The organism is Streptomyces sp. NPDC001348 (assembly GCF_053597535.1).
The window spans coordinates 38,416-59,744 of sequence record NZ_JBSFIK010000006.1; the positions used below are offsets into that span (position 1 = coordinate 38,416).

Annotated in this window: 21 protein-coding genes; 7 read left to right on the forward strand and 14 right to left on the reverse strand. The window is 70.5% G+C overall.

Annotation, left to right across the window (positions count from 1 at the left end):
• The first annotated feature begins 71 nt into the window (after positions 1 to 71).
• From ACWC21_RS08375 to ACWC21_RS08390, 4 genes are all read left to right on the forward strand, one after another.
• Positions 72 to 764, forward strand: coding sequence for a TetR/AcrR family transcriptional regulator (locus tag ACWC21_RS08375; RefSeq protein ID WP_450879415.1), 693 nt, complete (start codon positions 72 to 74; stop codon positions 762 to 764).
• Positions 765 to 769: 5 nt separating this feature from the next.
• Positions 770 to 2,053 (forward strand): phthiocerol/phthiodiolone dimycocerosyl transferase family protein, encoded by a 1,284-nt coding sequence (locus ACWC21_RS08380; protein ID WP_450879417.1) that lies wholly within the window; start codon positions 770 to 772, stop codon positions 2,051 to 2,053.
• A gap of 83 nt (positions 2,054 to 2,136) precedes the next feature.
• On the forward strand, positions 2,137 to 3,069 hold the full coding sequence (locus ACWC21_RS08385; RefSeq protein ID WP_450879419.1) for an aminoglycoside phosphotransferase family protein: 933 nt from the start codon (positions 2,137 to 2,139) through the stop codon (positions 3,067 to 3,069).
• 315 nt (positions 3,070 to 3,384) lie between these two features.
• Positions 3,385 to 3,921, forward strand: a complete 537-nt coding sequence (locus tag ACWC21_RS08390) for a hypothetical protein (protein WP_450879421.1) — start codon at positions 3,385 to 3,387, stop codon at positions 3,919 to 3,921.
• 9 nt (positions 3,922 to 3,930) lie between these two features.
• Here ACWC21_RS08390 and ACWC21_RS08395 read toward each other — a convergent pair whose 3' ends face one another.
• Complete coding sequence (locus tag ACWC21_RS08395; protein WP_450879423.1) at positions 3,931 to 5,253, reverse strand: aldehyde dehydrogenase family protein; 1,323 nt, start codon at positions 5,251 to 5,253, stop codon at positions 3,931 to 3,933.
• A 158-nt stretch (positions 5,254 to 5,411) separates the two neighbouring features.
• Entirely contained in the window at positions 5,412 to 5,816 is a 405-nt protein-coding gene (gene tsaA / locus ACWC21_RS08400; protein WP_450879425.1) for a tRNA (N6-threonylcarbamoyladenosine(37)-N6)-methyltransferase TrmO, read from the reverse strand.
• Between the two features lie 336 nt (positions 5,817 to 6,152).
• On the opposite strand from tsaA, the gene ACWC21_RS08405 reads away from it, so the two are divergent.
• Positions 6,153 to 6,989, forward strand: a complete 837-nt coding sequence (locus ACWC21_RS08405; RefSeq protein ID WP_450879426.1) for a hypothetical protein — start codon at positions 6,153 to 6,155, stop codon at positions 6,987 to 6,989.
• A gap of 149 nt (positions 6,990 to 7,138) precedes the next feature.
• Here the strand turns inward: ACWC21_RS08405 and ACWC21_RS08410 are convergent, their stop codons facing one another.
• From ACWC21_RS08410 to ACWC21_RS08450, 9 genes are all read right to left on the reverse strand, one after another.
• Entirely contained in the window at positions 7,139 to 7,813 is a 675-nt protein-coding gene (locus ACWC21_RS08410) for a CoA transferase subunit B (RefSeq protein ID WP_450879428.1), read from the reverse strand.
• Positions 7,810 to 8,565 (reverse strand): CoA transferase subunit A, encoded by a 756-nt coding sequence (locus ACWC21_RS08415; RefSeq protein ID WP_450879430.1) that lies wholly within the window; start codon positions 8,563 to 8,565, stop codon positions 7,810 to 7,812. The genes ACWC21_RS08410 and ACWC21_RS08415 overlap by 4 nt, the downstream gene beginning before the upstream one ends.
• A gap of 611 nt (positions 8,566 to 9,176) precedes the next feature.
• Positions 9,177 to 9,944, reverse strand: coding sequence for an SDR family NAD(P)-dependent oxidoreductase (locus ACWC21_RS08420; RefSeq protein ID WP_450879432.1), 768 nt, complete (start codon positions 9,942 to 9,944; stop codon positions 9,177 to 9,179).
• On the reverse strand, positions 9,941 to 10,912 hold the full coding sequence (locus ACWC21_RS08425) for a fumarylacetoacetate hydrolase family protein (RefSeq protein ID WP_450879433.1): 972 nt from the start codon (positions 10,910 to 10,912) through the stop codon (positions 9,941 to 9,943). The genes ACWC21_RS08420 and ACWC21_RS08425 overlap by 4 nt, the downstream gene beginning before the upstream one ends.
• Positions 10,913 to 11,015: 103 nt before the next feature.
• Complete coding sequence (locus ACWC21_RS08430) at positions 11,016 to 11,948, reverse strand: VOC family protein (RefSeq protein ID WP_450879435.1); 933 nt, start codon at positions 11,946 to 11,948, stop codon at positions 11,016 to 11,018.
• Positions 11,949 to 11,952: 4 nt separating this feature from the next.
• Positions 11,953 to 12,936, reverse strand: coding sequence for an amidohydrolase family protein (locus tag ACWC21_RS08435; protein ID WP_450879437.1), 984 nt, complete (start codon positions 12,934 to 12,936; stop codon positions 11,953 to 11,955).
• A gap of 89 nt (positions 12,937 to 13,025) precedes the next feature.
• A complete protein-coding gene (locus tag ACWC21_RS08440; protein WP_450879439.1) occupies positions 13,026 to 14,147 on the reverse strand; it encodes an FAD-dependent oxidoreductase in 1,122 nt (373 codons plus the stop codon).
• 23 nt (positions 14,148 to 14,170) lie between these two features.
• Positions 14,171 to 15,142 carry a cyclase family protein gene (locus ACWC21_RS08445; RefSeq protein WP_450879441.1) on the reverse strand — a complete coding sequence of 324 codons (972 nt, stop codon included), beginning with the start codon at positions 15,140 to 15,142 and terminating at the stop codon, positions 14,171 to 14,173.
• Complete coding sequence (locus tag ACWC21_RS08450; RefSeq protein ID WP_450879443.1) at positions 15,139 to 16,137, reverse strand: fumarylacetoacetate hydrolase family protein; 999 nt, start codon at positions 16,135 to 16,137, stop codon at positions 15,139 to 15,141. The genes ACWC21_RS08445 and ACWC21_RS08450 overlap by 4 nt, the downstream gene beginning before the upstream one ends.
• 130 nt (positions 16,138 to 16,267) lie before the next feature.
• On the opposite strand from ACWC21_RS08450, the gene ACWC21_RS08455 reads away from it, so the two are divergent.
• Together ACWC21_RS08455 and ACWC21_RS08460 are read left to right on the forward strand one after the other, a co-directional pair.
• Positions 16,268 to 17,209: a LysR family transcriptional regulator gene (locus ACWC21_RS08455; protein WP_450879445.1), complete on the forward strand. Its 942-nt coding sequence runs from the start codon at positions 16,268 to 16,270 to the stop codon at positions 17,207 to 17,209.
• 289 nt (positions 17,210 to 17,498) lie between these two features.
• A complete protein-coding gene (locus tag ACWC21_RS08460) occupies positions 17,499 to 18,779 on the forward strand; it encodes an MFS transporter (protein ID WP_450879447.1) in 1,281 nt (426 codons plus the stop codon).
• Between the two features lie 423 nt (positions 18,780 to 19,202).
• Here ACWC21_RS08460 and ACWC21_RS08465 read toward each other — a convergent pair whose 3' ends face one another.
• The 3 genes from ACWC21_RS08465 to ACWC21_RS08475 are packed head-to-tail and all read right to left on the reverse strand — an operon-like array spanning position 19,203 to position 21,136.
• The gene (locus tag ACWC21_RS08465) at positions 19,203 to 19,832 is read right to left on the reverse strand and encodes a hypothetical protein (protein ID WP_450879449.1); all 630 of its coding nucleotides are present in this window, start codon (positions 19,830 to 19,832) and stop codon (positions 19,203 to 19,205) included.
• A 36-nt stretch (positions 19,833 to 19,868) separates the two neighbouring features.
• Positions 19,869 to 20,618, reverse strand: a complete 750-nt coding sequence (locus ACWC21_RS08470) for a hypothetical protein (protein ID WP_450879451.1) — start codon at positions 20,616 to 20,618, stop codon at positions 19,869 to 19,871.
• Positions 20,615 to 21,136, reverse strand: coding sequence for a sigma-70 family RNA polymerase sigma factor (locus ACWC21_RS08475; protein WP_450879453.1), 522 nt, complete (start codon positions 21,134 to 21,136; stop codon positions 20,615 to 20,617). Before ACWC21_RS08475 ends, ACWC21_RS08470 begins: the two co-directional genes overlap by 4 nt.
• Positions 21,137 to 21,329: the final 193 nt, after the last annotated feature.

Here is a 21,329-nt window from a genome sequence, read left to right on the forward strand (position 1 = left end):
CCCCGGTGGACGGCGCGACCCTAGCAACGAAACGGGGAGCTGTCCCCGGTTTTGCTGTTAGTGTGCCGCGCATGGACGGCGGAGACGAACGGCGGACACCTCGGCGCAGTGACGCGCGCCGCAACCGCGAGCTGCTGATCGCCGCCGCCCGGGAGATCTACGCCGAGCGCGGAGTGGAAGCGCCGCTGGACGACATCGCCCGCCGGGCGGGAGTCGGCAACGCAACGCTCTACCGCCACTTCACCGGCCGCGCCGCACTGATCGAGACCGTCTTCCACGACGCGCTGACCCCGATCCTGGACGCGGCCCGCGAGACCCGGGAGCGGGCGGACGCCTGGAGCGGCCTCACCGACTACCTGGACCGGGTCTTCACGCTGCTGGCCGCCGACCGAGGCGCCGGTGACCTGATGACCACCGACATCCGTGGCGTGCCCACACTCGACGCCCTGCGCGAGGAGAACCGGCGCACGCTGGAAACGCTGCTGCGCCGCTGCCAGGAACAGCACACGATCCGCCCCGACCTCACCGTCGAGGACCTGCTGTTTCTGCTGGCCGCACTGGGCCGGGCCACGCCGGCCGCCCCCAGGTCCTGGCGGCGGCACCTGGCCCTGGTGCTGGACGGTCTGCGCCCCGCGGCCGCCCGCCCCCTGCCCACGCCCCCACTCGACCAGGAGCAGTTGGGGGCCGCCCTGCACCGTCTCGGCGGCGCCGACCGGGCGGCCCGGCAGGAGAAGTCCCTTCGTCCACCGAGATCGGAGACCTGAAGCCGATGACCCGTCAGCGACCCATATCGCCCTTCGAGAGCGTCTACTTCCTGGACCTGGGAGCAGCGGGCCTCCCCCTGTACGACATGCCCGCGTTCGTGGAGTCCCTGGTACGCGGCCGGCTGGATCCGGCGCTGATGCGGAGGGCTCTGGGCCTGCTGACCGAGCGTCATCCGATCCTGCGCTCCGAGGTGGCAGCCGGCGACGAGGGCCTGCTGCTGCGGGTCCGCGACCGGGTCGAGCCGCCGCTCACCCTGCTCGACGGCATCGAGGACACCTACGCCGAACTGATCAACACGCGGCCGGACTGGACCGAGAGCCTGCTGCACGCCTGGCTGCTGACCGACGGCGAGCGCTCCCAGGTGGTGCTCGGCGTCCACCACGGGGTGGCCGACGGCCGTTCGGCCTTCGCCCTGCTCGACGAGTTCTGGCAGCACTACACCGCTCTGGCATCCGGCGCCAGACCGTCCGTCGAGCGACGCGAGGAGCTTCCCGAGGCGATCGACACCCGGCTGGCCGGCGCCCTGCCGGAAGCGGAGATCGACGCGGTGGTCGACGTCATCGCGCAGGGCGCTGCGGCCGAGACCAAGCCCGCCGTCCTGCCCACCGAGGGTGTGGGGCGCCCGGACCGGCCGGGCGCGACGCGCCGCTTCGTGGTCGACCGGCTGGAGTTCGCCGCACAGACCACCGATGCCGTGGTGGCCGCCGCACGGGCCCGCGGAGTCACCGTCAACAGCCTCGTCGCAGGGCTGGTCCTGATCGCAGTCCGCAGTCAACTTGCGCCCGAGGAAGGACCGTTGACGATGACCTGCGGTCACGGAGTCGACCTGCGCACCCGGTTGACGCCCGAACTGCCCCTGAGCACCGTGCTCAACTGCATCACCGGACTGCAGACCACGTCGGCCGTCGGCCCCGACGACCGGCCGGAGAACGTGGGCCGGGAGGTGGCCGACCAGGTCGCCGGCGCCCTGGCCCGGCGGGACCCCGAGCGCTTCCTGCTGGCCGCGCTCAGGGCCGGCGCCCGGGGCATCACGGTGCCCGTCCCGGTCGTCAGCTACGGGATCTCCAACGTCGGCAGGATCCCCGCGCACCCCGTCCCCGACGACGTGGAACTGCTCCGCTTCGGCGGGACGGCCAACGCGCCGGGTATGCCACCCAAGATCGGCGTCGCCAGCTTCGGCGGCCGGCTGCTCGTCCAGAACGAGTACGACAGCTGGACCTACGCCCCCGAGCAGATGCGGCGGCTGCGCGAGACGCTGCGCGCGTCGCTGACGGATCTGGCCCGCTGACGGCGGCCGGGACCCGAGTCCCGAGTGGGGTGACACACCACCTGTTCGGATGGCCGGGCCGGGCCGGCGCGTAAGGTGCTCGGATGATCGGGATACCGGAGGCGTTCGCGCAGAGCACGATTCAGCGCGAAGGGGAGCCCGGAGCGGCGTGGCTCGGCGAACTGGGCAGGATCGTGGAAGAGCTGCTGGGGCGCTGGGAGTGCGTGCCGGACGGGAAGGTCGTACACGGGGGTGTCGGGATCATCGTTCCGGTGCGGCAGCGGGACGCGGGTACTGCTGTGCTGAAGGTGTCTTTTCCGCACCCCGGCAACGTGCACGAGCCGGACGCTTTCGCGGCGTGGGGCGGGCGCGGAGCGGTGGTGCTGCACGAGCGCGACGATGCGCGATTCGCGATGCTGCTGGAGCGGGCTCGGACGTCGACCCTGGCCGAGGTCGAGGACGCCGACGAGGTTGTGACGGTCGCGGGGCGGATCAGTCGTCGTCTGGCCATCCCCGCGCCGCCGGGCCTGCCCCGGTTGCGGGAGCGGGCCGATGTCTGGGAGGAGCAGCTGCGCGCGGGCGCTGCGGAGGTCACGCATGGGCTGTCGCGCCGCGTGGTGGACGCCGCCGTGGCGACCGTCCGCGAACTGGGCCGCGTCCAGCCGGACACTCTCGTTCACGGTGACCTCCATGCCGGGAACATCTTGCGCGCCGACCGTGAACCATGGCTGGCCGTCGATCCCAAGGGCTGTGCGGGCGACCCTGCTGGCGATGTCGGCACGCTGCTCAAGTCGCGCGCGCTGACGCTCCTCGAGGCGGACGACCTGCGCAAGGCTGTCCACCGCACGCTGGACGTCTTCGCCGAGGCCGCGGAAGTCGATCGCGAACGCGTCCGGCGTTGGGCTCACTTCCATGCCGTCCGGGATGCGTTGCTGGGACGCCGCCATGGGTTCGGCAGCGCCCGCAGCGGACCGCAGTGGGACTGGCTCACCGAATTCGCGGACCGCTTGGCGGAGTTGCTCACCGAGCGCCCGTAGGAGGAACATGCCGTCGGACCGGGCGACAGGCGCCACAGGCATGGGTGCCGATCGCTGCCGCCAGTTCACTTGCCGCTGCCGCACCGCAGGATCCGTGTCACGGGCCGGCACGTCGAGCGTGTTCGTACCGGCCGGCACGGCCAGGTACGCCGCATGCGGGCAGGTCACGGCGCCGGTCACCGCCGAATCCCACGGAAAGGGAACCGCGGCAACAGTCGCGTCGAAGACAGCCGGCTCACCAAGCCACGACGGCACCAAGCCCAGGCACCATCCGAACCCGACCCATTCAGCGTAACGGTCACCTACGGTCAGAGCATGGACATAGTCAGTGGCGTCGTCAGCATCGCGTACTCGCACTTCTACATCAGCGAGCGTGTCGAGGCCGGCTTCGTCAACGCCACGCGGGCACCGGACTTCCGCACCGACGAGTCGGTGATCCTCACGCCCGGCCGACTCACCGTCGTCAGCCAGGTGCAGTCCCATGACGCCTGGGTGACCCTCATGCTGACCGATGCCGAGCCCGTCCGGCAGACGGAACATTGGCAAGTGCTCGGCACGTGGTCCTACCGGCCGTTCTACGGGGGCCGGATGGGCATGTCCGGTCCCACTACCGGCCCCGCGATGCCCGCCAGGGGCTGGCTCTCCGGCGGGCAGGACAACGACCTTTCCCTGGCCCTCGACCCGGCCACGGTCTACACCGTCCACGTCTACGCCAGGGGACGCCAGAACTCACGAGCCCGGTACGAGGCAGCCATGGAGCGTGAGGAATGGAGCGCACACGAAGGCTACGAGGACTACGTGGTGGTGTTCATCCCCGCCGGGCACCAGACGAAGCCTCGGCCCACACGTTGAAGGGCAGGCTCAGTTCAGCGGCTTGTCCAGGACCGCCTTGCGGTGGCTGAACGTCTCGACGGAGTACCTGCCGTGATAGTTGCCCATGCCGCTCTCCCCCACCCCGCCGAACGGCAGGTCGGAGACGGTGAGATGGGCGAGGGGCAGGCCGTAGCCGAGGCCTCCGGAGGAGGTCTCCGCGGCGATCCGGTCACGTGTCACGCTGGACTCGCTGAAGACGTAAAGTGCGAGGGGTTTGTCGCGGTCGTTGATGAAACCGATCGCCTCGTCGAGGTCGGACACGGTGACGATGGGCAGGATCGGCCCGAAGATCTCCTCCTGCATCACGGGGGACTTCGGGTCGACGTCCGCGAGCACCGTGGGCGCGATGTACTTACCGGTGCGGTCGCTGCCGCCGCCGACCACGACCCGGCCCGAATCGAGCAGGGCGGACAGCCGGTCGAAGTGCCTCTCGTTGACGATCCGGCCGTATTCCGGCGAGGCCGCCGGGTCGGCGCCGAACAGGGCGTCGACGGCGCGGACCAGGGCGGCCTCCAGGGCGGCCGCGGTCTCCGGATACGTGAGGACGTAGTCGGGGGCCACGCAGGTCTGCCCGGCGTTGAGGAACTTGCCGCGGACCAACCGGTCGGCGACCACGTCGAGGTCGGTGCCGTGGTCGACGAACGCCGGTGACTTGCCACCGAGTTCCAGAGTGACCGGGGTGAGGTGCTCGGCAGCGGCGCGCATCACGATGCGGCCGACGGTGCCGTTGCCGGTGTAGAAGACGTGGTCGAACCGCTCCGCCAGCAGGGCCGTGGTCTCCGGGACGCCGCCCTCGACGACGGCGACCGCGTCGGTGTCGAGGTAGGCCGGGAGAAGCTCGGCCAACGCGGCGGAGGTGGCCGGGGCCAGCTCGCTCGGCTTGGCCACGACCGCGTTGCCCGAGGCGAGCGCGCCGACCATCGGGGCGAGCAGCAACTGGGCCGGGTAGTTCCACGGGGCGATGACCAGGACGACGCCGAGGGGGTCGTACCGTGTCCAGGCGGTGGCGTCGGCGCCCAGGTGCGCGGGGACGGGGGCGGGCTCGGGGCGCAGCCAGCCGTCCAGGTGCTCCAGGGTGTGGTCGATCTCCCGGACGGTGAAGTCGATCTCGGTGCGGTAGGCCTCGGTGTTACTCTTGCCCAGGTCGGCCTTCAGAGCGGCGGCGAGGACGTCGCCCCGCTCGGTGAGCATCGCCCGCAGTCGGCGCAGCTGGCCGGTGCGCCATTCCACGGGCCTGGTGCGTCCGGTGCGGAAGGTGGCGCGCAGCCGGGCCACGACGTCAGCGGGCTGCTCGGGTGTGTGGTGGCTCATGGTGCCTCGCAGGTGAGCGCAGGGCGGTCGCCCGCCCGGCGCGGAGTCTCGATCAGATGCATATGCCAACCTTTCTTGTGCTCCATCGCGTCCCGTAGACGCCCCTTCGTGACGAGACTCACGAGACCGGCCGGTCCAGTACCGGTTCGACCGAGGGATCAGCGGTCTGCAGTGAGGAGCGGCTTGACGTCCAGGATCGGGGTCGCGTCGAGGGCTTCGAGGCTGCGGACGTGGATGCGTGTTCCGGCCGTGGACAGGATGCGGACGAGGTGCAGGCCGATCGGATTGGGGCGGTCGGGCGATCGGGTGGCGAAGACGCCGGTGACGGGGCGGGTGGCGTCGCCGCGGGGGTGGACCGTGAGCGTATGGCGGTCGGCGCGGTCGAGCCATGTGAGGAGCAGCACGTCGGCGCCGGGGAGGAGGCCGTTCAGTGCGGGGAGGTACGGGTCGTCGAAGACGAGCCATGCGTCGGGGGCTCCTTCGTCGGGTTGTCGGGGTGCCGCCTCGCGTTCCTTGAGTACTGATTCGACATGCCCGATCGGATGCATCGTGTAGGTGGTCATGTGTGCCTTCCTGTGGGTGCAGGTGCCTTCGTAGTGTGATGCCCACCGGGTTGGCTGTCGGTCACCGCGCCCGCGCAACCGGCGCTCGACGCGCGGTGGTCCGGCGGTGTCCAGGACGAGACCGGCGTCGCGGACGGCCTCCTCGGGCCTCGTCTTGGTGCAGGCGTAGTCGCAGGTACCCGTAGTGAACTGCGTAGTTTCACGGATGCCGAGCCCCCGGCCGTGCGACGTACCGTGCGGATGAGCCCTGTGCGCCACACGCGCCTGGCATGCCTGCTCGGAGACCTCCGGCGGGCTACTTTGGACCTCACGGAGATTCACATGCGTGTATGTGCCATGTCGGTAGCCCTAACCGGCGCCATCACTCTGTCCGCGCTCTGCCTTCCGGCAGCCGCTCAGGCGGCGGAGCGTCATGGTGCGGCCGCGAGGCTCGGCTCCTTCGCCGCCCACGACGTCCACCCCGACACCTCGCTGGGCAACATCAGTTTCTCCAAGGCGGTCATCAACGGCGGCAAGGACATCGTTCTGGGCACCACCACCAAGAAGTCCGTCACCGTGACATACACGGCCACCAGCTCCAGTGGGGTGGCCCTCACGGAAGCCTTCCTCTGGCAGGGTACGGACAGCTCGAGCACGGACACGATCACCGGATCCCTCGGCACGGACGACGACCCCAACTGCACCGAGTCGACGACCCGTACCGGCGTCTACACCTGCGCAGCCGTCTTCCACATCAACGCCGCGTCCGACCTGAAGAACAACGGTGTCGCAGGGACGTGGAAGCTGTTCCTCGGGGGGTACGACCTCTACGCCAACGCAAGCTACGACGACGACGTCGCCACCACCCGGATCAAGAGGGCATCCCGGTTGACCGCCAACGCCACGCCGGAGCCGGTGCAGAAGGGCAAGACCATCACGGTCACAGGCAGCCTGCAGCGTGCCGACTGGAACAACGGCACCTACGCCGGCTATGCGGGGCAGGAGGTGCTGCTTCAGTACCGCAAGAAGGGAAGTAGCACCTACACGACCCTCAAGAAGGTCAAGAGCGGCACGGGTGGCGCGCTCAAGACCACCACCACGGCCACCGCCGACGGGTACTACCGCTTCTCCTTCACCACCAACACCACCACCGCCGCATCGACGGCGGCCGGCGACTACGTCGACGTCAAGTAGCCGCGGACCGCATCGCCCGTGCATCAGGTGGCTCTGCGGCCACACGGGCGATGCGGGTCACCCCGCCCTCGGGACGAAGTGGTTGATCGAGGACGGCCAGGTGACGGGCCGCTGCCCGAACCTGCGCGCGGGGTCGTGGCCGACCGCGTTCAGCAGGCAGCGGTGACGGCGTCGGTCCGCAGGGGCGCGGCCGTCTTCGCGGTGATCTCGTCGAGGGTGATGCCGGGTGCGGTCTCGACGACGGCGAGGCCGTCGGGTACAACGTCGAGGACGCCGAGGTCGGTGATGATCCGGTGGACACACCGTTCGCCGGTCAGCGGCAGGGTGCACTCGGTCAGGATCTTCGGGCTGCCGTCCTTGGCGGTGTGCTCCATCAGGACGACGACCCGGCGGGCGCCGTGGACGAGGTCCATCGCTCCGCCCATGCCCTTGACCATCTTTCCGGGGATCATCCAGTTGGCCAGGTCGCCGCGTTCCGACACCTGCATGGCGCCCAGCACAGCGGTGTCGATGTGACCGCCGCGGATCATGCCGAAGGACAGCGCCGAGTCGAAGAAGGACGCGCCGGGCAGGACGGTGACCGTCTCCTTGCCCGCGTTGATGAGATCCGGGTCGACCTCGTCGGCGGTCGGATAGCGGCCGGTGCCCAGGATGCCGTTCTCGGAGTGCAGCACCACCTGCACGTCGGGTGGGAGATGGCCGGGGATGAGGGTGGGCAGGCCGATGCCCAGGTTGACGTAGGTGCCGTCGGTGAGTTCGGCGGCGGCGCGGGCGGCCATCTGGTCGCGGGTCCAGCCCGTGGGAGTGTCCGTCGTCGTGCTCATGCTCGTATCGTCCTCTTCTCGATCCGTTTGTCAGCGGCCTGAGCGGGGGTGAGCTCCACGATCCGCTGGACGAAGACGCCGGGGAGGTGGACGGCGTCGGGGCTCAGCTCGCCCGGTTCCACGAGCTCTTCGACCTCGGCGATCGTGACCCGGCCGGCCATCGCCGCGAGCGGGTTGAAGTTGGCCGCGGCCCGGCGGAAGACCAGGTTCCCGTGCCGGTCCCCCCGCCAGGCCCGGACGAGGGCGAAGTCGGTGGTGATGGCGTGCTCCAGGACGTGCGGTCTGCCGTGGAATTCCCGGGTCTCCTTGGGCGGGGAGGCCACGGCGACCGAACCGTCCGCCGCATACCTCCACGGCAGACCGCCCGTCGCGACCTGGGTGCCCACACCGGCCGGGGTGTAGAACGCGGGGATGCCCGCGCCGCCGGCACGCAGCCGCTCGGCCAGTGTCCCCTGCGGCACCAGCTCCACCTCCAGCTCGCCCGACAGGTACTGGCGGGCGAACTCCTTGTTCTCGCCGACGTAACTGCCCGTCACGCGGGCGATCCGGCCGGCGGCGAGCAGCACGCCCAGCCCGCGGCCGTCCACGCCGCAGTTGTTCGACACGACCTTCAGGCCGGTGGCGCCCTGCTCGTGCAGGGCCCGGATCACCACTTCGGGGATGCCGCTCAGGCCGAAGCCGCCGACGGCCAGTGACGCGCCGTCGGGAATGTCGGCGACCGCCTCGTCGGCGTTCGTGCTCACCTTGTTCACGGAAGTGGTCCCTTTCAGCCGGGGAGTACGGACAACCAGCCGCCGTCGACGACGAGGTCGGCGCCGGTGATGTGGACGCCTCGTCCGAGGCGAGGAAGACCGCCGCGTTGACGACCTCCTCGGGGAGCCCGATGTGGGCGAGGGGGATGTGGCGGGCGTTGATCCGCTTGGGATGGTCGTCGGCCGGGGGATGGCGGTCCGCTGGTTGGTGGGCGAACCGGTCTGGCCCGCAGTTGACCCCACAGTGACGATGCAGCCGCGACTGCCCACCAGGTAGGGCCAGGCGATGTGCGCGGCCGACCACACCGAGTCCAGCTGGCGCGCATCGTGAAGCCGAAGTCCTCGTACGGCTGGGTGTCGCCCACACCGAAACAGACGGCGCCGGCGTTGGCGTACAGGATGTCGATGCCCCCGAAGGCGTCCGCGGCCAGCGGGCCGGAGGCGGACGCCGTGCCCCCGCCTGCGCGACGAGACGCTGGGTCACCAGCGCGGACTCGTGCCGCAGGTCGCCGACCGACGACGATCGCGCCCTCGGCCGCGAACCGCAGCGCCGCCGCGCGTCCCTGACCGCGGGCCGTGCCCGACATCAGGCCACCTTCCCTTCCAGCGTTTCAATTCCCCTCCGAACTCGAAGCAGCCGAACCCAGAGCGTCCGAGACGGACTTGACCCCACCGTGCGCGGTGAGTCCGCCGTCGACCGGGATCTCGGCGCCGGTGATGAAGGACGACTCGTCGGACAGGAGGAAGACCACGAGCGGGGCGACCTCGTCCACCGTGCCGGTGCGGCCGAGAGGTGTCTCGCGGATGTTCGCCTCACGGAAGGCGGGCGGGGCGGAGGTGGTCATCTCGGTCTCGATGAAGCCGGGGTGGACCGTGTTGACGCGGATGCCGCGCGGGCCCAGCTCCATGGCTGCGGTCTTCGACAGGCCGCGCAGTGCCCATTTGCTGGTTGTGTAGGCGACCGGGTAATGGCCGCTGAGCGCGGCGGTGGAGCCGACGTTGACGATGGACGAGCCGGGCGGCATCAGCGGCGTCAGGTGCTGGATGCCCAGCAGCGGACCCGTGACGTTGACGGCGTGGACGCGGGCGAAGTCGTCGGGGGTCACATCGCCGAGGCGAGCACGCCAAGTGATGCCCGCGTTGTTGACCAGACCGTGCACCTGGCCGTACGACTCCCGCAACTCGGCGGCCAACTGTGTCCAGTGCTCCTCGTCGGTGACATCGAGGCGGCGGCAGCCGGGGGCATCGGCCACGTCGGTGGCGATGACGCGGGCGCCCTCACGGGTCAGGGCCTCGGCCTCGGCGGCGCCCTGGCCGCGCGCTGCGCCGGTGACGACGACGACCTTGCCGAGGAGCCTCTTGGGGTGCAGGTCGTTCACGGCCGCTCCCTGGTACGGCGGCGGGCGGTCGGCAGCGGCTGCGGATCCCTGCCCGCCACCACGGTGTTGGAGACGGTGCCGATGCCCTCCACGGTGAGGGTGACGGTGTCGCCCGGCTTCAGCGGGGGCGGGGACTGCTCGCCCCGGACGCCCCACAGCTCGGCGAGGCACCCGCCGTTGCCGCAGGTGCCGGAGCCGAGCACGTCGCCGGGGCGTACGACGCTGCCGCGCGAGGCGTAGGCGACCATCTCCTCGAAGGTCCAGCTCATGTTGGACAGCAGGTCCTTGCCGACGACCTCGCCGTTCACCGAGGCGGTCAGCGCCAGGCGCAGAAAGCCGTCGGTGTCGCGGTACGGCTCCAGTTCGTCGGCGGTGACCAGGTACGGGCCGAGGGTGGCGGCGGTGTCCTTGCCCTTGCACGGGCCGAGGCGGACCTGCATCTCGCGGGACTGCAGGTCGCGGGCCGACCAGTCGTTGAAGACCGTGTAGCCGATGATGTGGTCCCGTGCCTGCTCTGGCGTCAGGTCCCGCCCCTCCTGGCCGACGACGGCGGCGACCTCCAGCTCGAAGTCGAGGACTTCGCTGCCCGGCGGCACCGGGACGTCGTCGTGGGCGCCGATGACGGCGTACGGGTTGGTGAAGTAGAACGTCGGGGCGTCGTACCAGGCTTCGGGCACCCCGCCGACGCCGTCCACGGACCGCCGGACCCCTTCGACGTGCTCCTCGAAGGTGACGAAGTCACGCACGGTGGGCGGCTGAAGCGGTGGCAGCAGTCGCACCTCGGACACGTGGGGGCCCGGCGGGACGTCGAGCGTGGCGGCGCCGGCGTGCAGGAGCGCGTCGAGTCCGTCGCCGGAGCGGATCAGCTCCGTGAGCGAGCGCGCCCCGGGGACCGGGTACAGGGTGCCGTCCGCCTCGACGACGGCGACGCGGTGTTGTTGCTCGTGTTCGTAGGCGGCGAATCGCATGTGCGGCTCCAGGTTCCGACGGGCGTCGGCAGAAGGGGACCGGTGACGTGGGGCAGGGAGTCAGGGCGGAGGACAGGGCCCCGCGCCCCCGGAACGTGAGGGATCAGACCGGCGGGGCGACGAACACGCCGCGGTCGACGTCGTTGAACGACTCCTTGGCGACCAGCTCGTTCATCGGGTTCGCCGTTCCCCACTGGTCGGTGACCTCGGGCTGGGAGAAGTCGTAGACATGCGGGTGCCAGGTGTCCTCGTCCAGCAGCTCCAGCTCGGTGGTGTACTCGACCGTGTTGCCCTGCGGGTCCAGGAAGTAGGTGAAGGTGTTGTCGCCCGCCAGGTGCCGACCGGGGCCCCAGATCTTGCGGAAGCCGGCCCGGAGCACCCGTCCGGAGCCCCGCATGTACTCGTCGATGCCGCGCATCTCGAAGGAGACGTGGTGCAGGGCGGTGTGCGGCCCCTGGGCTATGGCCATGGAGTGGTGCTGGTTGCTGATACGCATGAAGTGCATTGCTTCGCCCATCTTGGGATGCATCAGCGTGTCGGAGAGCCGGAACCCGAGGTGACGCTCGTACCACTCCCGAGTGCGGTTCAGGTCAGGGGAGTTGAGGACGACGTGCGACAGCTTGACCGGGATCGCCTCTTTCTCTTCGATCTTGCGGTGCTGCCTGACGTCGACGTCCGCCGAGACCTCGATGGTGCGTCCGTCGACGTCGAAGAAGCGGAAGCCGTAGCCACCGCCGGGAGTGTCGACCTTGCCCGGCTGCGAGATCAACTGCACGCCACCGACGAGAAGTCGATCGGCGAGGGTGTCCACGTCCGGCACTGAGGCCGCACCGTACGAAACGAGGTCGAGCCGCTTCTCGTCGGCCTTGCGCAGCCGCACGACGTACTGCTCCGGGGAGCCCTCGGCGGCCAGGAACGAGATCCCGGAGTCCTCGGCGACCTTGGTCAGGCCCCAGACGCCGGCGTAGAAGTCGAGCTGCTTGTCGTAGTCGGGCACGGCCAGGTCGACATGCCGCAGATGGGTGAGCAGACGCATGATGTCAGTCCTTCCGAAGGAGGGCGGCGGCATTGCCGCCTCGTACGGCATGGAAGTCCGGGTCGGACAGCCCCGCCGCGCGCAGCGCGCCCACGGGGTCTTCGGTGCCCATGTCGAAGGGGAAGTCGGAGCCGAGCAGCACCCGGTCCGCGCCCACCGCGCGGACCAGCTCCCGCAGCACGTGAGAGTCGTGGACGAGGGAGTCGAAGTAGATCCGCTTGAGGTAGCTGCTGGGCCGGTGGGCGCAGCCGGCGCCCGCGTCGGAGCGAGCCGACCAGGCGTGGTCGCTGCGGCCGATGTGAGTGGGCAGGTAGCCGCCGCCGTGAGCCGCGACGATCTTCAGGTCGGGATGCCGGTCCAGCACTCCGGAGAAGATCAGATGGGACAGGGCGACGGCGTTCTCGGTGGGCTGTCCGACGGTGTTGGACAGGTACCACTGGGCAAGGCGCTCGTCGAGCGTGCAGCCGAAGGGGTGCAGGAAGAGGATCGCGCCCGTCTCCTCGGCCCGCTTCCAGAAGGGTTCGTACACAGGATCGGACAGCTCCCGGCCCGGCGCGTGACTGGAGATCTCCACACCCAAAAGCCCCTGGTCCAGGGCGTGTTCGAGGGCCCGCACGGCCTGCTCCGGATGCTGGAGGGGGGCGAGACCCAGCCCTCGCAGCCGGTCGGGCGCCTGTGCACAGTGCGCGGCCGTCGCCTCGCCCGCGAGCCGGTAGAGCTTCTCGGCCGTCTCCTCGTCCGCCCAGTAGTGGTAGTGCGAAGGGGACGGGCTGACCAGCTGGACGTCCACGCCCTGCGCGTCCATCGCGGCCAGACGTAGGCGCACGTCGGTGAGGATCGGGACGCGTTCGCGGACCATGGGGCCGTTGACGGCCTGGGCCGCGGGCCCGTTGCGGCGGGCGTCGAGGGCCCTGGCCTCCGCCAGGCCCGGCAGGTCGGCCACCAGGGCCTCGACCTCGGGCAGGAGGAGGTGCGCGTGCACGTCCACCGTCCGAACGGGGTGCGTGTCAACGCTCGGCGAGGGGCGGGGATCGGACTGGGGGCCTCTCGCAGCGGTAGCCGGGGCAGGGTGGGCCGTCACGGCAGCTCCCTGAGCACCGGCATGGTGGCGTCCAGTAGGCCGGGCACGTCACCGTGCACGCCGTCGAGCTGCCACTGCCCGATCTGCACGGACGCCTGGACTACCATCCGGACCCGGTCGACCCGGCGCTCGTAGTAGCGCGTGAGCAGTTCCTCGTCCCATGCGGATCCGCTGGTCAGCAGCTGGGACAGCACCCAGGCGTCCTCCATGGCCATCGCCGCGCCCTGGGCCATCGTGGGCGGGCAGCAGTGCGCGGCGTCGCCGACGAGGACGACCCGGCCCCGGTGCCAGGACCCCTCGACCAGCATCCGGTCGAACCAGGTGTAGTTCACCTGCGCCGGGTCGTTGATCGAGTCGCGGATCTCGTCCCAGGCACCGCCGTAGCCCTCGGCGAGGCGGCGCATCTCCTGCGCGTAGGACTCGGGCGGGATCGTGGCGCGGTCGCGGCTGGGCTCCACCAGATAGGCGTAGACCGTGTCCTTGCTGGTGGGCGTGTAGCCGGCGATGTAGCAGGGCCCACCGTGCGAGAGGTCGCTGCGCTCCACGCCTGCCGGGCGGGGCGCCGGGACACGCCAGATGGCCATGCCGGTCGGCTCGGGTTTGACGTCGATGCCGATGGCGGCGCGGGTCGCGGAGTGCAGGCCGTCTGCGGCCACGACGAGGTCGTAGCTGCCCTCGGTGCCGTCACTGAACCGGACGGTCACTGACGTGTCGTCCTCGGTGAGGATCTCGGCGGTGGTGCCGAGCCGGACGTTCGCGCCGGATGCCCGGACGGCGTCGACGAGGATGCGCTGGAGTACCGGGCGCTGCATGCCGAGGGTGGCGGGGAGGTCGTCTCCGCCGGTGCGGAGGACGTCGCCGACGTGCAGCACGGTGCCGTCGGGCGTCGTCAGCCCCAGGGAGTCGAAGCCGAAGCCGTGCTCGCGGACCTCGTCCCAGACGCCGATCTCGCGCAGCACGCGCAGGGCGTTGCCCTGAAGGGTGATGCCGGAGCCGCGTACGTTCCAGTCCGGTCTGACCTCGACGAGGTCGACGTCGGTGCCGGCCCGCCGCAGCAGCACGGTCATGACATTGCCGGAGGTGCCCCCTCCGATGACCAGGACTCTCTTTCCTTCCATGGCCAACTCCTTTGTCGGGCAGGTCACTTGACGGCGACGGGATTGACGGGGGAGCCGACGGCTCCGGTGATGGGCAGGGGCGCGGCGGTGAGCCAGAACTCGTACACGCCGTCGGAGGCGCAGTCGGCCGCGAGGGCGTCGGGGTCCCACATCTCGCCGATCAGCAGGCCCATGTTGGGGATGACGACCTGGTGCAGCGGCTGGAAGGCGCCGTCGAACTCGTTCGGCCGTACCTCGAAGCCCCAGGTGTCGGTGGCGATCGCGGCGATCTCGCTCGCGTGCAGCCAGCCGGCGGTGATGAAGGACAGACCGGGAGCGTCTCCGCCGGCGTAGTCGCCCCAGCCCTCGCGGCGGGCGCGCGCCAGCCGCCCGGTCCGGACGACGACGATGTCACCACGGCCGACGACCACGCCGTGCGCCTCGGCCGTCGCGGTCAGGTGTTCCTCCGTGATCGCGAAACCGTCCGGCAGTTCTCCGCGTTCGTCGCCGATCACCCGTCCGGCATCGAGGAGGACTCCGCGCCCGGCGACGTACGGCGCCATGTGCTCGATGCCGGTGACCAGATCACCCTCGGAGGTGACGGTCTTCGCGGCGTCGCGTCCGTTCCACGCCTTGCCGTGGTCGAAGATGTGCCCGAGCCCGTCCCACTGGGTGGAGCACTGCAGCGGCATCGCGATCACGTCGTCGGCGCCGCCGATGCCGTGCGGAAAGCCCTGGTTGCCCAGCGCCGCGTCCGTGCCCGTGTCCAGCATGGTGTGGACGGGGTTGGTGCGGCGGCGCCAGCCCTTCTGCGGTCCGTTCATGTCGAACGGCTGCGACAGCGAGAAGCTGACACCCCGGCGGACCAGTGCCGCGCCCTCGCGGCGCTTGGCCTCGTCGAGGAAGTTCAGCGTGCCGAGGACGTCGTCCTCGCCCCAACGCCCCCAGTTGGAGTACCGCTTGGCGGCTTCGTTGATCGCGCCCTCGGCGTCCGTGGGGTCGAGCGGGGCCGTCACGACGCGGTCCTCTCGGCGACGCAGCGGTTGCGCTGCACACCCAGACCCGTGATGGAGCCCTCCATGACGTCGCCGTCGCGCAGCAGCCGCCCCCAGTGCATGCCGTTGCCGGCCGGGCTGCCGGTGAGCACCAGGTCGCCGGGCAGAAGCCGGCAGGTCCGGGAGATGTACGACACCAGTCGCGCGATGCCGAAGAGCATGTCCTTGGTGGACTCGTCCTGCATGGTCTCGCCGTTGAGCTTCAGCGTGACGCGCAGTTCACCCGGGTCGGCGATCGACTCGGCGGGCACGATCCACGGGCCGAGCGGGGTGAAACCGGGAGCGTTCTTGCAGCGCAGCCAGTCGGTGCCGATGGCCTTCATGTCCCGGCGGAAGACGGTGGCGCGGTCGGTGAGGTCGTTGGCGATGGTGTAGCCGGCGACGTGCCCCAGGGCCTCCTCGACCGTCACCCGGTGGGTGGGCCTGGCGATGACGGCCGCCAGCTCCAGCTCCCAGTCGGGCTGTTCGGCCCAGTCAGGGAGTACGACGTCGTCGAAGGGGCCGGTGATCGCGCTCGGCAGGCCGGTGAACACGTACGGCAGGTCCTCGGCCGCCCGCCGGTCCATGACCGCGGCGATCTCGGCGCGCGCCTCCTCCACGGTGCGGGGGTCGTCGGGGGCGCGGTGGGCGACCTCCAGGTCGATCACGTGCTGGCGGTAGTTGGCGCCGGACTGGAAGACCTGGCGGGGCTCGACCGGCGCGTGCGCCCGCAAGTGCTCCAACGGTCGCCAGTCGGCCGTCTCGTCGGCCGCGAGCTTGTGCAGGCGGGGAAGCATCTCGTCCCAGCGCTCGAATATCCCCCGGGTCGTCAGGGCCGGCTCTCCGAGGGCCGTGGGAAGATCCAGCACGCGCCCCCCGGGGGTCACGAGACCAGGAAAAGAGGCCTGGTCAGGGGTGGAGAAGACGCCAAGGGCGAAGGGTCCGGAGAAGGACGTGGAAGCGGCTGCGGGTTTCACGGGAATGTCCTCCAGATTGCGGTGCGACCAATGTGACCCCCACCGCGTAATCTGGGAAATAGATTCTTTGAATGTTGATCATCTGTGCCGCAAATGTCGCTGCCGCAAGCGGCCTCGTTCTGGAGGCGTCGTGTCCCTCTCCGGCCTCGATCTCAATCTCGTCCTGTCCCTGCGGGCCTTGTTGGAGGAACGCAACGTCACCCGTGCCGGGCAGCGCGTCGGGCTCAGTCAGCCGGCGATGAGCGCGGCCCTGGCCCGCCTGCGCCGCCACTTCGACGACGACCTGCTCTCGCGCGTCGGCAAGCAGTACGAACTGACCGCCCTCGGCCGCGCTCTGCTGGACCGCACCTCGACCGCCTGTGACCTGCTGGAACGGGTCTTCAGCAGCAGGGCCGACTTCGCCGCGGGCAGCGAGGAGCACGAGTTCACCCTGCTCACCTCCGACTACGCCCTCGCCGTGTTCGGCGCCGAACTCGCCCGGACCGTGCACGCCGAGGCCCCGGGAGTACGGCTGCGCTTCCAGCGGACGCCCATCGACGTCACGGAGGACACGGCACCGCTGCTCAGCACAGCCGACGGGCTGCTGATGCCACGCGGCGTCATCAGCGGTTTCCCCGCTGTCGACCTGTTCACCGACCGCTGGGCCTTCCTGGTGGCCGAGGCGAACGACGAGGTCGGCGACCAGCTGACCATGGACGACCTGGCACGGCTGCCCTGGGTCGTCTACCAGCGCGCGTACGACGCTCCGGCCGCCCGGCAGCTGAGCATGCTCGGCGTCGATCCCCGTGTGGAGATCTCCGTCGACAGCTTCCAGGCGCTGCCCTTCCTGGTCGCAGGCACCCGCCGCATCGCCCTGGTACAGCAGCGCCTGGCCGAGCTGCTGCGCGGCGTGGCCGCCGTGCGCCTCATGGAACCGCCCTACGGGGCAGTCCCTCTCCAGGAGACGCTGTGGTGGCACCCGGTGCACACCCACGACGCGGCCCACATCTGGCTGCGCGAGACCGCGGCCCGGGTGGGAGCGGAGCTGGCCGCTTCCGAGCCCGGCCGTATCGCCACGGTCGCACCGAGATAGCGGGCTCCTGCAGGTGCCCGACATCCAGAGCCCGGATGATCCACATCTTCGATATCGATCGGATGAGGGCTAGGCAGGACCTGCCCCTTGACCCATAGTCGTCTCAACCCGGCGCCGGAGCCGCACCATCACCCGCCGGCCGGGACCGCGCAGGCGCCCGGTGCGCCTCCCCGCCACGACGCCCGGCAGTCATCGACACTCCGCTCCGAAGCTGCCACCGGTACCGGCGACCCGACCACGACGGCCGAACCGCCCGTCCCCCTCCCGACCTGCCACGTGGAGTTCCCGCATGCCTGTGCCCCCGCTCCCGTCCCCGACGCCCACAGCCGTCGAGGACATCCCGACCGAGCAGCCCGTGTCCGGCCCCGGCCACCGGCTTCGCCTCACGCTGCTGATGGCTGGAAGCTGCCTGCCCATCCTGGGCGCCGTACTCGTCGCCCCCGTCCTGCCGCAGATGCAGGCCCACTTCGCCGACGTGCCGGGCGTCGACGCGCTCGTCCCCATGGCCCTGACCATCCCCGCCCTCTCCCTGGCGCTGCTGGCCCCCTTCGCCGGCGTCATCGTCGACCGGCTCGGACGCAAACGCCTGCTCGTCGTCTCGACCGTGGTGTACGCGATCCTCGGCACCGCCCCCCTGTGGCTGGACTCCCTCGGCGCCATCGTCGCCAGCCGCGCCCTCGTCGGTGTCGCCGAAGCCGCCATCATGACCTGCAGCACCACGCTGATCGGCGACTACTACTCCGGCCGGCAACGCGACCGCTACCTCGCGATGCAGACGATGTGCGCCTCGATCTCCGCGACGGCCTTCTTCGTGCTGGGCGGCGCTGCCGGATCGGCCGGCTGGCGTGCACCGTTCTGGGCCTACGCCGTGAGCCTGCTGCTCGCCCCCGCCATGGCCGCCTTCCTGCCCCGTCCCCGACCGGCCGACCGCGCGAACGAGCCCTCCCCCACCGCCGCGGAACCGATGGCCAAGCGGCCCTTCCCCTGGCGTCCGCTGGCCGGCACGTGCGCGCTGACCGTCTTCGGCGCCATCCTCTTCTACACCGTCCAGGTGGAGATGGCGTTCCTCCTGGACGACATGGGCGTCAGCAACTCCGGCGTGATCGGGCTGGCCACAGCCAGCTCCAGCGCCGCGGTCGTGATCGGCGCCGTCGTCTTCGCCAGGGCCGGCCGCGGCCCGCAAGTCTGGCTGCCCACCGCCTTCGGCCTGTGCGCCCTGGGCTTCGCGGTGATCTGGCTCGCCCCCAACCCCGTCGTCCTGACCATCGGTGCCGTGATCAACTGCCTCGGCAGCGGCATCATGCTGCCGAGCCTGCTCACCCTCGCCATGTCCAAGCTCCACTACGCCGACCGCGGCCGCGGCACCGGCCTGTGGACAGGCTCCTTCTTCCTCGGCCAGTTCATCTGCCCGCTCGTGGTCCTCGCACTCGCCTCCGCCGTCGGCACCCTGGCGAACGCCCTGGGCATCCTCGCCCTCACCGGGACCGTCGCCACCGCCGCACTCGGCCTCACCGCCCGGCGCCACCGGACGGAAGCCACCCCGGAACCGATCCGGCAAATGGCGGGCTGACCTGCCACGGCACCGATCCACCACGAACACCCGTCGAGATCGGCACCGCGGACATCCCCGCGATGCCGATCTCCACCCGTTGCACCGGAGAAACGAATGATGCCGACCCTGATCGCGGCCATCCGCCGCAATCCGCCACAATCCGGGCATGACGCATCAGACGTTCCTGCACTACGTCCAGCACGTGCACGATCTCTTGCCGCCGCGAACCCCATTCGTATGCGGCGCTGACTCTGCTGCCCCATTCCGTGCGGGGTGACGACGGGCGCGGGATGATCGTCCGTGCGGCTGTTGTCCTGTCGTACGGCCGTGGGGATGATGCGGGTGTCGCTGGCCGAAGGAACTGCCGGAGGTCCCGGTGCAGGCAGCGGCGGTGTCCGACATCGCCACCACTGGCTCGCGCTGAGGACTGAGTGCGCCCCTCTACCGCGTTCCCGGATCCTTCACGGGAATCTCGCGCATGGCTTCGAGGAGAGGCAGTGGATGGACACTGCCGGAAGCCGGGGTGGAGGGGCGCCCATGGGATTGGACCGACATCACGACGACCGTCCGGTAGTCGCCGGGGTCGTTGTCCACGTCGGACCAAGTGGTGCCCGGGCAGAGGGCGTCGATCGCCAGGGTCTTGGTGTACGGGTGGCGGCCGACCGCGTATCCCGTGGCCGGCCTGCCGTCCACTGTTCCGTTGCCCACGGCGGGCTTCTGACGGCCGGTGATGACACCATGCTTGAGCAGCAGGGCCGTGGGCGGCACTTCCCCGATCGGCAGACTGAGCATCTGAGCCCGGTCGGCGGAGGTGATGCTGTAGGTCGCTAGCAGACTGGCCCCCTGACGGCGCGCGGACCTGACGGTCAGTTGCAGGCGATCGTCCGGGCCGCTGACGACGGGGCGTTCGACGGTGCCGCCGCACGACAGGGACCGGTCCTGGTTCTTCTGTGGAGGGGTGGTGGTCGGGGCGCGGTGGGTCGGAGCGGCGGATCCCGTGTCGGACGGCGTCCCGCATGCGGCGAGGGCTAGGAGCAGGACGGGGACGGCGGGGAGCAGGGCACGGCGCATGAATGTCTCCACGGCATGTTGACGAGGTGGGAGCGGTCATTCGGTCAGCGGGGCACGAGCGACGATCACCGGATCGGCGACCGGTGTGCCGGGGGTGGCTGGGTTCTGGGTGGTGAGGAGGACGGCGACTTCGTAGCCGCCTTTCCACATCGAGCTCCAGGACGTTCCCGCGCACGGCCGGCCCGGCAGCGGAGGGAGTTGGGCGCGGTAGGGGTGGCCGGGGGCGACGGTCAGCGAGTGCCGGGTGTCCTCGTCCGCCGGTCGACGGGTCGCCGATGGTCGCGGCGGATCCTGGCCGGCGACGATGCGGCCTTCTCTCAGCACGAGGGTCCGTGGCTCGCCGGTTCGTCCGGAGACACGCAGGGCGGAGGGGGCGGTCGCGGTCACCGTGTAGGTGACCTGGGGGGCTCCGTCCGGGGCTCGGCGCACACCGGTGATGTGTACGGTCACGGCCCCCCGACCGGATGGGGCCGGGACCGTCGCTCCACAGGTGTAGTGGGGGGCCGGTGGCTTGGCGCCCGGGGTTCCAGTCGGGGCTGCGCCGCTCGTCCCTGGTGGCTGCCGCCTGACCGAGTCCGCCGGCGTCCTGACCTCCGGCGGGGACGTGGAGTGCACCGTACCCAGCACCACCGAGGCGGCCACGGCCAGGCCGGCACCGGCCAAGGCGGCGTACTGGGCGCGCCTGCGTCTGCGCACCCGTGACCGGACGTGCTCGATGTCGATTTCCGGTGGCGGCGTACGGTGCGCGGCGGCCAGCAACTGCTCGCGCAGGTCCTCCGGCTTCATGTCTCCAGCCTTTCCTGCGCGACGTGGTCCCTCAGCGGCTGCAACTGAGCGCCCAGCCGTGCCAGCGCGTCGCTCAGATGGCGCTTGACGGTTCCCTCACCGCAGCCGAGCCGCTCCGCGATGGCTGCGGTGGACATGTCCTCGTAGTAACGGAGCACCACGCAAGCCCGTTGCCTCGGCGACAGACGGCGCATGGCCTCCATCAGGTCGATCCGGTGCGTGACGCTCACGCTGTGGTCCACGACCGGTGTCGGCGACACGAGCCGCGGAAGTGCGCGGATCCAGCGGGTGCGGCGCCGGTGCAGGTCCAGATAACGGTTGAGCATCGTACGGCGTACGTATGCCTCCGCCTGCGCGAGTTCCCACGCACGGCGAGGCCGGGAGAAGGCCCGTACCAGCGCTTCCTGCACCAGGTCGGCGGCCTCCGCGCGGTCGCCGCACAGCAGGAAGCCGTACTGGTTCAGTTCCGTGCCGCGCTCTTGCGCGAGCTCGGACAGCAGCCTCGACCATTCGGCCACGTCTCCTCCGTTCCCCTCACCCTGTACAACGAACAACTCGCTGCTGCGGTTGGGGCCCTCGTACATGCGGGCAGGGCCCCACCGTCCGGGGTCGAGGTCCGTGGGGTCCTGCGCGGTGCACCCTCCCTTGCCCGGCAAAACGTTCGATCATCGAGAAGTGGTCCCCTATTGTCAGCTTGTCCTGTCCGGTCGC